This window comes from Deltaproteobacteria bacterium, from assembly GCA_016933965.1.
GTDB lineage: Bacteria > Desulfobacterota > Syntrophia > Syntrophales > UBA2210 > JAFGTS01.
In genome coordinates this window covers 1-9,208 of the sequence record JAFGTS010000025.1, presented here as the reverse complement: position 1 = coordinate 9,208, position 9,208 = coordinate 1, and the positions used below count along the sequence as shown (strand labels likewise).

Here is a 9,208-nt window from a genome sequence, read left to right as displayed (position 1 = left end):
CTTCATTTCGGAAAGATCCACCATAACGGTATCTTCTGTTATCGGCACGGTGTCTCCGTGATGATGGGGTCCACCCGAAGAGATCGGAATAATTGAAAATTTGTCCCGGTTCGCCGCGATAAGGATTTCCCTGATTTCATCAAGGCAATGAGGTTTCACAAGAAGAACCGGAGATATGCCTGCATCAAAGCTGCTGTCGGTGGCAAATTCAGCCAGTACTTCTTTGTCGGACAGCACATGTGCAGCACCCACGATGCCGCTCAGTACCGTTTTATCCGCCATGTCGGCTCCCTCCTTTATGTGATGTCTGTCACCGGGTCCGTTTGGTCTGAAGGTAAAATCCCCGGATTACTGCTGTTGCTCTTCACTGGCGGCAGCCAGGAGTAACTGAATCATCGGCAAGGCTTTCTGAAGGAAATAGGGCGACAGGGTCAGTCCGACCGTCTTTATGCTTTTACCGACCAATCTGACCCGCCGTGCGGCCTCACCGACATCGCCGCCCATACCCGCCAGAGCGAGTTCCGACAAGGACCGGACCATCTGCAGGAGTATCGCGAGACCTTCCAGCACATCCTCATCTGAAAGGGTCTTCATGATCGGTATAAACTGTTCATGAAATGTTTCATCGAGCGGGCCAAAATCGAAGGTACTCAGTCTTTCCTCCATGTCTCCCATCACATCCATTGGATTTATAGTGGGGTCCATGAAGGTGTTCGCAAGCCGGAAGACCTCCTCGAGAACGCCTTTTCGGTACGCTGCTTCGAGGAAAGTCCAGACTGCTATGGTCTCTTCGCCCCATCGGCTGTCGAGTTCAACCATGGTGGTCACCTCCTGTCGCATTGTTCATCAACGGCTGTCCACGTGATGCGGATTCATTGAATCGGAGATTTTAAGCCAATCAGTTTTGTCACATACGCCCTGAGTTCATCGGGTTTAAAATACTTATGTATCGCCGTATCGGTCATTCCCATCCCTCTCAGGGAGTATATGACCCCCTCATTCACCAGCTCATCTTTTGACAGATGATATTCATAGGCGGGAACTCCTGTCATGAAGATCAGCTGCAAGCCCATGGCCAGGTGATGGGCAAACCATATGCGGTTTCCCTCTGAAATCGGTAATTGAATGATATCGCCCTGTTGGATGGCGATGTGAAGGCTTCTGGTGAATATATCGATAAACGTATCGTGGTATGCGGTAAAAACGGAGCGGGCGAAGTCGGCATCGTTCAGGAGACTCTGGAGAAGAAGCCTTTCAAAGGATCGCTGATCCGCAGCTCTCCCCGGGATCTCTTTCAGGATAAGGGTGTACACGGCGTATATGAAGAGGACGATCGCCTCCGATCCTGCCGTGATATCTTTCAATCCCTTCATGATGACCTTTATCTGACTGAGGGAATATTTGAACATCTCCCGGTAGATTGCTTCTTTATCGGGGAAGTGTTTATAGAGAAGCGCTTCAGAAACGTTCGCGGATTCGGCGATCATTCGCACCGATGTACCCTTGAACCCATGCGCGGCGAACAGGGGCCGGGCCGCCTTGATGATCAAGTGCTTCCGTTCCTCTGCGGTCAATTTTATTCTGCGTGTTTTCATGGCACCACAAAAGATAATTGTAAGTAAGTGTTCACTCACCATATAATTCATCAAACAGTATTTGTGCAACAAAAAATTTGTTATCGAACTGAAACGGATGGAAAAGTTGGGAAGTACTAATTCCTATACTCTCTCAAGAGCTCCGGTGCCCATGTCGCCGTTTTGTTCATGGTCACCTCTCCCATATGATGTTCTTTGCATCATGGAAGTTCAGCGCGTGTCACAGTCGTGGCGGTTTCGGCTCACCAAAGCCGATGGGTTTGAAAAAGAGGATGCATTGAAAAGGCGATTTCATGCGTATGGCCGCGGTGGGACATATGGCCACGCAATCACCGCAAAACATACACTGGTTCTCACCGGGCGGTTTCATCCGCGCCTTTTTGTCCTCCATGAGAAGCGAGTCGGCCGGGCATGCCTCAACACAGATGCCGCAGCCGGTACATTTCTCGTTGTCGAATGCAACCTCGCCCGGTGTCACCTGCGCCGGATCATTATAGGTCGGGATCAGTATCTTATCGAGAAGCCTCATTTTTTCCATGGTCATCCTCCTTAATAGATAGTCCGTCGCTGGCCGTTCTCATACCAGTCGACGGCGTGGGTCTGCCGTGACACCATGCCGTCCGGGTCCCCTTGCGGCCAGCCGATGGCGAGGCTGTTGACGAATTTATAGGGGAATTCCACGCCGAAATATTTCCGCCATGTGGTGGAATATTCAAAGGCCGGCCGGGCGAAACCGACCCAGCAGGTACCAAGTCCCATGCTGTGTGCGGCGAGGACCATGTTCTGGCCGGCGATGCCGCAGTCGAGGTCGGGGTTCGAAACGCCGCGAAGGTCCTTGAAAATGAGGATCACCGTGGGGGCTCCGTGCCAGACCCCCAGTTTTCCCTGGGCGATCAGCGAGATCGCGCCGAAGGGAACGGGATGGAGGTCCCTGGCGCGCAGACGGGTGAAAAACTTTACCGACGGTTTCATCCATCCATACCCCGGCCGCGTGTAGTCGGTCATTCCCCGAATCAGCCTGCAGAGGGTCACCACGGTCTTCGTAATGTCGTCGATGACCTGGGGGTCCCGCAGGACCACGAACTTCCACGGCTGGGAATTCCCCGCCGAAGGCGCGAACCTGCCTGCCTCCAGGATCCGTTTCACCATGAATTCCGGCACCTGTTCTTTTTTGTAGAGCCGGACACTGCGTCTTTTCAGGATCACCTTTTCCGTCTCGGTATGATCGATCTTTAGACGCTCGATCCATTCTTCCCGTGACATCTTTTGTGCTGACATCGCGCTCCCCCTTTATTGTACTTCATGCTTTCTCAAGAATATGGATCATCATAGCCGCTTCCCCCTGGCCGAGAAACCCTCCGCCGTTCTCCGCGAGGGCGATGCGGGCGCCCGCCACCTGCCGTTTCCCCGCTTCACCCCGGAGATGGGTCCCCAGTTCGTAGATCTGCGCGAGGCCCGACGCGCCCACGGGATGCCCCCGCGCGATCAGCCCGCCGCTCGGATTGACCGGGATCGTTCCGCCGAGGGCCGTCGCGCCGCCCTCGACAAAGGGCCCTCCTTCGCCGACAGGACAGAATCCCAACTGCTCCGTCTGGTAAAGCTCACCGTACGCGGTGGCATCATGAACCTCCGCCACATCAATATCCGCCGGGCCCAGACCCGCGGCTTCATAGGCAATGCGGGACGTGCGGGCGGTGATATCGTTTGCCCTGACCCTGGTTCCTGATTGCAGGACGGACGCGCGGATACGGATCGCCCGTTGTTTCCCGACCTTTTTCAGAAACCGCCCGCTGCAGACGATTGCCGCCGCCGCGCCGTCGCCTATGGGGGCGCACATGGCGCGGGTAAGGGGGTATGCCACCTCCCGGTCGGCCAGCACCTCCTCGACGGTCATGGGAAAGGTGTACTGGGCAAGGGGATTCAGGACGGAGTTGTTGTGGTTCTTTGACGCGATGCAGGCGAGTTGCCGCTGGGTGGTCCCGTATTGCTTCATGTGCATGCGCGCCCCCATGGCGTAAAGGTCCATGAACGCCGAATGACCGCCGGGCTTTTCCTGTGGCGGCTCGATGCCCTTTTCGCGGGCCTCGCGTTCCCGGCGCTCCTGTTCCTCCTTCTGGAACTTCGCGATCATGTCCATGGTGACCTCCACGTCGGTGCCTGTGATGAATCCCATCATGACCTTGGTTCGGTCCGGGTCATGCAGCTTCTCGACACCGATGGCAAGGGCGCAGTCATAGAGCCCGGCCCTGACCGCCGTCCACGCACCGTGCAGCGCCGTGGACGCGCTGGCACAGGCGTTTTCCACATTGGTGATCGGTATTCCTTCGAGGCCATGAACGGAAAGGGCGACCTGCCCCCTGATGGAATGCTGGAACGCGCTCATACCCCAGGCGGAATTCGAGAACCAGGCGGCTTCGATGTCCTCATGTGCCAGGCCGCAGTCATCAAGGACGAGCTTCAAGGCCTCTCCGGTCAGCGCTTTGATACCCTTGTCCAGGTATTTCCCGAACCTGATCATGCCCAGACCGATGATGAACACATCCTTCGCCATTGCGTATCTCCTTCTTCCCCTGTCAGCAGAGCCCTCGCCGGGCCGCCTCGAGCAGCAGCGCTCTGCATCGGTCGCTCCGGTTTATGGATATCATGGTCCGGCAATACAGCGTTGGAGAGAGCCGCTTTATGAGCCATAAAAGACGGATCGAAACGTGCGGTATGACGTAGAGTTTATTTTTTTCCACGGCCCGTAAGGTGCGCTCGGCGATCTCATCGGCGGTCATCCTGCCGTTTTCGACCGCGGCCGTGGCGAATGCTTTCTGATACTCGCTGGTGCAGTGAAGGTTCTTGACAAGGCCGGTCCTGAAAAAGGAGGGGCATACCACGCTGACGCCGATATTATGGGCGGCCAGTTCGCACCTCATCGTTTCGGAAAGCGATATGACCGCCGCCTTCGTCACATTGTAGGCCGGCATTTCGGGAAGAGAAACGAACCCCCCTGCGGAAGCCACGTTCACGATATGGCCGCCTCCCTGTTCCCTCATTCTCGGCACGAACACATGACATCCGTGCAGAACACCCCAGAAATTCACGCTTACTATCCATTGCCAGTCCTCGATGGACGCGTCGCCGACGGGCCCGGCAACGGCGATGCCGGCGTTATTGATAAGGAGGTCCACCCGCTTCCCTTCGGAGAAGGCACGATCGGCCATGGCAATGACATCGTCGAGCACCGTCACGTCGCACCGGACCACTGTGCCGATCCCGCCCGCAGCCGTTACCATATCACGTGTTTCTTCAGCACCGGCGGTATTGATGTCGGCGATGAGCACCCGCCATTTCCTCCGCGCCAGCGCGACGGCGAACGCTCTGCCGAAGCCCGAGGCCGCCCCGGTGATAACCGCGTATCGCATGAGCCACCTCCGTTGGGATTAACGGATTACAGATTACGGATTACGGAATAACGGAATAAAGGAATAAAGGAATAACGGATTACGGATGAGCCGACAGATACATAATAAAGTAACCCGTTACCCCTTAATCCCCTAATCCGTAATCCTCTAATCCGTTCAGGTATTTAAGCTTCTTCATCGGCGCGCATCCGAGGAGCGCCTGGACCTGCTTGGCGTCACGGAAACGCTTTTCCTGCCCGTAGTCCTTCATGTATCCGTAACCGCCGAGGACCTGGATGCCGTCGGTGGTCACTTCACAGGCGTCATCCTGGAGACGGATGGCGACGGCGCGGGACAGCGATTCCCAGCCCGGCAGTTCCTGCTGGACGGCCATGCATGCCGACGTCAGAGCGGCCTCGGCCACATCCACTGACACGGACATTTTTGCGAGTATCATCCGCAACTCGGACCACTTGATTATCTCGCGCCCCCCCTGGAACCGTTCCCCGGCGTATGCGAGAGCTTCGGTGAACGAGCCTTTCATGATCCCGCAGGCCATCGCCCCGGCGGCAATGTGCATTCTGTCCGCCGCCCGCTCGAACAACGCCGCACCGCCACCTGTGTCTCCGACAAGGGTACCCTCGGCGTCCTGCAGTTGAACATCCACGGCCGGACAGGCATGGAGACCGAGGCTGACAACGGGCCCGCTTTTGCGTACCTGCGGCAGGGAAAGATCGACCATAAAGAAGGAATATCCTTTCCGGCCGCGCATGCGAGCCGGCACGAGCCCGTACCGCGCGATCCCTCCCAGAACAAGGTAGTCGCAGGTGCCGAAGAGGATATGACGCCCATCCTCTTCCCGCGCGAAGACGGTGGGTGGCGTCTCCGCTGGGTTGGCGAAGGAGGGGCAGGCGATCACTGTTTCCGCTGCCTCCACCGCGTTATCCACGATGGTCCGTATCTGCTCCCGGGCGTTTCCCCGCATGAGTATTTCCTGCGCGAGGGCAGTGGTGAACATGATGCCGGCAAGGCTGGCGTCGGCGCGGCTGATCGTCTCGAGGACCACGCACAGTGTGGCCGTACCCTGACCGATGCCCCCCAGGTCTTCGGGAAGCGTGATCCCCAGAAATCCTGCTTCATAAGCACGCTTCAGCGTATCACTGAAGAAGGGCCCGAAAGGATACCGGTCATGCTCTTCTCTCCGGGGCGCGAGCTCATTGCCCGCGAACCGTTCGGCCAGGTCATGGAACGATCTCAGGTCCGGATAGATGCTGGTAAGCATGGCAGTCTCCTTCCTATTCGTCGAATATCACGGACTGGGGGCAGGATCGGGCGATCAGGCATTTGAATATGTTCAGGCGGTTGAGCTGATTGGTTCCCTCGTAGATCTGGAGCAGCTTGGAATCCCTGAGGTGTTTCTCCGCCAGCCGGTCATGCCGCAGTCCCGCCTGGCCCATCAACTCCAGGGCAAGCTGGCAATTTCTGACACCCATGTCCGTTCCCACGACCTTCGCGATCGACGCCCAGCCCGACGTGCGGTGGATCTCCTCATCCTTCTGGCCGTCAAAACCAATCTTGCGCATGAGTTTCGTCATCCAGGGCTTGTTCATCAACGGCGCGATGACGAGGTCGATATAGAACCGCGGGAGCATCTTCGTGTAATAATAGAGCGGCTTCATCTGAAGTGTCTTGAAAAAACCGTACATGCCGTTGGCGTAATTGGTCTCCGCATAGCAGAGCCGCCCGATACTCACGTTCTTGTACATCTCGGCGAGCATGCACTGGGCCCACTCGTGGTTGATGAGAAGTTTCCCGTCCACCTCCGTCTCACCGGCGAATTTCAATGCCGCTTCAAAGGCGCCGCGGGCGACGCCGGTGCCGAAGGCGCCGACACCGGCCCGGGTCGCCGATACAACGTAATCAATGACCTGCATGTTCGTCCTGCGCACCGTCCGTGAGAGCCCCCTGCACTGCTCCTCGTCCATGCAGACAAGCTCGTCCGGTATGAAACAGTCCTCGAAGATAAGCTCGCTCGCGGGGCAGCCCTTTTGCCCCATCTTGTGTTCTTGGCGTCCAAAGGAGAATCCCTGTGCCCCGGTAGGAACGGCGAGCATCACCGGCGTTTCCGACGGCCGCTTCAGGTCGGCATAGGCGATCAGCATATGCCACGTTGAGAGGTGACCGTTCGAGATGAACACCTTTCTCCCGTTCACGACGTACCCCCCGTCGACCTTTTCGGCGTGACAGGTGATATTTCCCTTGTCAACGAGATCGATCTCCTCCACGTCAGTGCCCGCGCCGGGTTCCGTGATGGCAAGTGAAACGAGACAGGGGGTGCCCGTTTTTTCGCCCTTCGCCACATCGCGGGCGATCCTGTTCACGACGCGGATGTTCCAGGTGGCGGTGAGTGTCGCAAAGCCGAGGTAGTGAACACCGATGAGGTTGGCCATGGCCAGGCAGGCGGATCCGATCTCTTCGATGAAGTATGACATGGAAGGCATGCAGTATCCCTTTCCTCCGAAGATCTTCGGGATCCACATGGTATAAAAGCCCCATTCGTTCGCCTGCTTTACGAACTCCCAGGGAAGGAACTCGGGATCTTCCGTCCTTTTCCTGTCGAGCTCGAGGGCGTAGGGGCGCACTACCTCGTCGTTGAACTTCCGGGCGATGGCGACGACCTTTTTCGTCTCGTTGATCATCCCCGCGGGCTGTTTTGCCGTCGCCTCAAGACTGCACATGATGTCGACGAACTTCGGTTCCCTTTCCAGAAGCACCGTCAATTCCCGGCTGAGCGCCATGGTTCCCTCCTTATTAAAATATGCGACCACGCTTCACCTGCGAAGCACACATACTTACATGACGATGATCCCCCCGCCCGTTATAAAATGAATGAACGGTCATTCACTATCTCGACAAACGCATATTCTGTCAAACAGTTATTGCATGCAATGGCGGAAAACGCAAAAGAGCAATAAAAAACATATACAAATATCCCGCGACGTGATACATGCCCTTTCTTTTTTTGTGATTTTTGACGGGGTGTGCATCGGGCGCGTATCTTTACGGAAACATCCCGTGAGGGATCTCATGTCGGAACAGGAACGCTTACGTACATACTCGGCATTGACGGCGGCCATGCTTTTCTGGGGGCTTTCTTTTGTCGCCACAAAGGTCGCCCTTGAGAGCATCCCGACCTTCACGCTCATCTTCGCCCGGTTCACGCTGGCCGCGGTGTTCTTCAGCGCTCTGATGCTGCGGAACGGGTTCCCTTCCTTTTCGCCGGCTGACCACGTGAAGCTGTTTCTCATGTCCCTTTTCGAGCCGGGCCTCTATTTCATATTCGAGACCCTGGGACTGGTGTATACCTCGGCACCCAAGGCGTCCCTGATCATCGCGTCCATTCCCGTCGCCGTCATGATCCTGTCGTCGGTGCTTCTGAAAGAGAGAACAAGTCGCCTGGGGGTAGCGGGGATCTTTCTTTCCCTCGCCGGTATCGTGATCCTGGTAACGGGGGGGACCGATATTTCCCGGGCTTTCGAGGGGTCGCTTATGGGGGACCTGCTCATTTTCGGTGCCGTTGTGTCGGCCGCCCTGTATATCGTGGGTGCCCGGAACCTGGGCCTGCGCTATTCGGCACTGTCCATAACCAGCATACAGGTCTTTTACGGCGCCCTCTTCTATGCGCCCGCCTTTCTCTGGCAGTTTCCCGCCCTGTCATGGGAGACCGTCAGCGGGCGTTCCTTCGCCGCGCTCCTGTACCTCACCATCTTCGCTACCGTCGCGGCCTTTCTCTGCTATAACTATTCTCTTACGAAGGTACCCGCCTCGCGGGCGGCCGTCTTCATCAACGGCATACCCGTTGTGACCGCCGTAGGTGCCTGGCTCATCCTGGGCGAAACCCTCACCGCCATCCAGGCGGCGGGAGGTTTCCTGGTGCTTGCCGGCGTCTTCACGACCAATCTGCCCGGCCTGAGACGGGACCGGAGCGTATACCCTCCCCTCGTATAGCCCGTTCCGTTCCCGGTCGATCCGGCATGCCGCAGGCGCGCAGGAATGATTTGACTGATCCTCTGAATCGTAATACACTGCCGTTCATTGTGGATAACGGTGCGAGGGAGTTGCGATTTCGCGTACCTTTTTCGGCAGTGTCGGCGGAAGCACATCGTAGCCGGATACTATGAAGAACGTGAACAACAACCGGAAGCTGGGGACCTTCCTCGGCGTCTT

10 protein-coding genes are annotated in these 9,208 nt (G+C 57.0%); 1 reads left to right on the top strand and 9 read right to left on the bottom strand.

The features are described 5' to 3' along the window. The 9 genes from JXO48_05970 to JXO48_05930 all read right to left on the bottom strand — a co-directional run. The coding region (locus tag JXO48_05970; protein MBN2283418.1) for an FAD-binding oxidoreductase at window positions 1-282 on the bottom strand (282 nt) is incomplete at its 3' end. 66 nt (window positions 283-348) lie between these two features. After that, the gene (locus tag JXO48_05965) at window positions 349-819 is read right to left on the bottom strand and encodes a hypothetical protein (GenBank protein MBN2283417.1); all 471 of its coding nucleotides are present in this window, start codon (window positions 817-819) and stop codon (window positions 349-351) included. 53 nt (window positions 820-872) lie between these two features. Next, complete coding sequence (locus JXO48_05960; GenBank protein ID MBN2283416.1) at window positions 873-1,595, bottom strand: helix-turn-helix transcriptional regulator; 723 nt, start codon at window positions 1,593-1,595, stop codon at window positions 873-875. A gap of 220 nt (window positions 1,596-1,815) precedes the next feature. Continuing rightward, the gene (locus JXO48_05955) at window positions 1,816-2,124 is read right to left on the bottom strand and encodes a 4Fe-4S dicluster domain-containing protein (protein ID MBN2283415.1); all 309 of its coding nucleotides are present in this window, start codon (window positions 2,122-2,124) and stop codon (window positions 1,816-1,818) included. Between the two features lie 20 nt (window positions 2,125-2,144). Beyond that, entirely contained in the window at window positions 2,145-2,873 is a 729-nt protein-coding gene (locus JXO48_05950) for a nitroreductase family protein (protein ID MBN2283414.1), read from the bottom strand. Between the two features lie 22 nt (window positions 2,874-2,895). After that, window positions 2,896-4,146: a thiolase family protein gene (locus tag JXO48_05945; GenBank protein MBN2283413.1), complete on the bottom strand. Its 1,251-nt coding sequence runs from the start codon at window positions 4,144-4,146 to the stop codon at window positions 2,896-2,898. A 22-nt stretch (window positions 4,147-4,168) separates the two neighbouring features. Then, window positions 4,169-5,002 carry an SDR family NAD(P)-dependent oxidoreductase gene (locus JXO48_05940; GenBank protein ID MBN2283412.1) on the bottom strand — a complete coding sequence of 278 codons (834 nt, stop codon included), beginning with the start codon at window positions 5,000-5,002 and terminating at the stop codon, window positions 4,169-4,171. Between the two features lie 124 nt (window positions 5,003-5,126). Then, complete coding sequence (locus JXO48_05935; GenBank protein ID MBN2283411.1) at window positions 5,127-6,263, bottom strand: acyl-CoA/acyl-ACP dehydrogenase; 1,137 nt, start codon at window positions 6,261-6,263, stop codon at window positions 5,127-5,129. A gap of 13 nt (window positions 6,264-6,276) precedes the next feature. Next, complete coding sequence (locus JXO48_05930; protein MBN2283410.1) at window positions 6,277-7,779, bottom strand: acyl-CoA/acyl-ACP dehydrogenase; 1,503 nt, start codon at window positions 7,777-7,779, stop codon at window positions 6,277-6,279. A 289-nt stretch (window positions 7,780-8,068) separates the two neighbouring features. On the opposite strand from JXO48_05930, the gene JXO48_05925 reads away from it, so the two are divergent. Beyond that, complete coding sequence (locus JXO48_05925; GenBank protein MBN2283409.1) at window positions 8,069-8,989, top strand: EamA family transporter; 921 nt, start codon at window positions 8,069-8,071, stop codon at window positions 8,987-8,989. Window positions 8,990-9,208 lie beyond the last annotated feature (219 nt).

Bases quoted from the DNA above. Each gene is read 5' to 3' on its own strand.
- JXO48_05925 (MBN2283409.1), top strand. From the start codon at position 8,069: ATGTCGGAACAGGAACGCTTACGTACATACTCGGCATTGACGGCGGCC.
- JXO48_05950 (MBN2283414.1), bottom strand. From the start codon at position 2,873: ATGTCAGCACAAAAGATGTCACGGGAAGAATGGATCGAGCGTCTAAAG.
- JXO48_05930 (MBN2283410.1), bottom strand. From the start codon at position 7,779: ATGGCGCTCAGCCGGGAATTGACGGTGCTTCTGGAAAGGGAACCGAAG.
- JXO48_05965 (MBN2283417.1), bottom strand. From the start codon at position 819: ATGGTTGAACTCGACAGCCGATGGGGCGAAGAGACCATAGCAGTCTGG.
- JXO48_05935 (MBN2283411.1), bottom strand. From the start codon at position 6,263: ATGCTTACCAGCATCTATCCGGACCTGAGATCGTTCCATGACCTGGCC.
- JXO48_05940 (MBN2283412.1), bottom strand. From the start codon at position 5,002: ATGCGATACGCGGTTATCACCGGGGCGGCCTCGGGCTTCGGCAGAGCG.
- JXO48_05945 (MBN2283413.1), bottom strand. From the start codon at position 4,146: ATGGCGAAGGATGTGTTCATCATCGGTCTGGGCATGATCAGGTTCGGG.
- JXO48_05955 (MBN2283415.1), bottom strand. From the start codon at position 2,124: ATGAGGCTTCTCGATAAGATACTGATCCCGACCTATAATGATCCGGCG.
- JXO48_05960 (MBN2283416.1), bottom strand. From the start codon at position 1,595: ATGAAAACACGCAGAATAAAATTGACCGCAGAGGAACGGAAGCACTTG.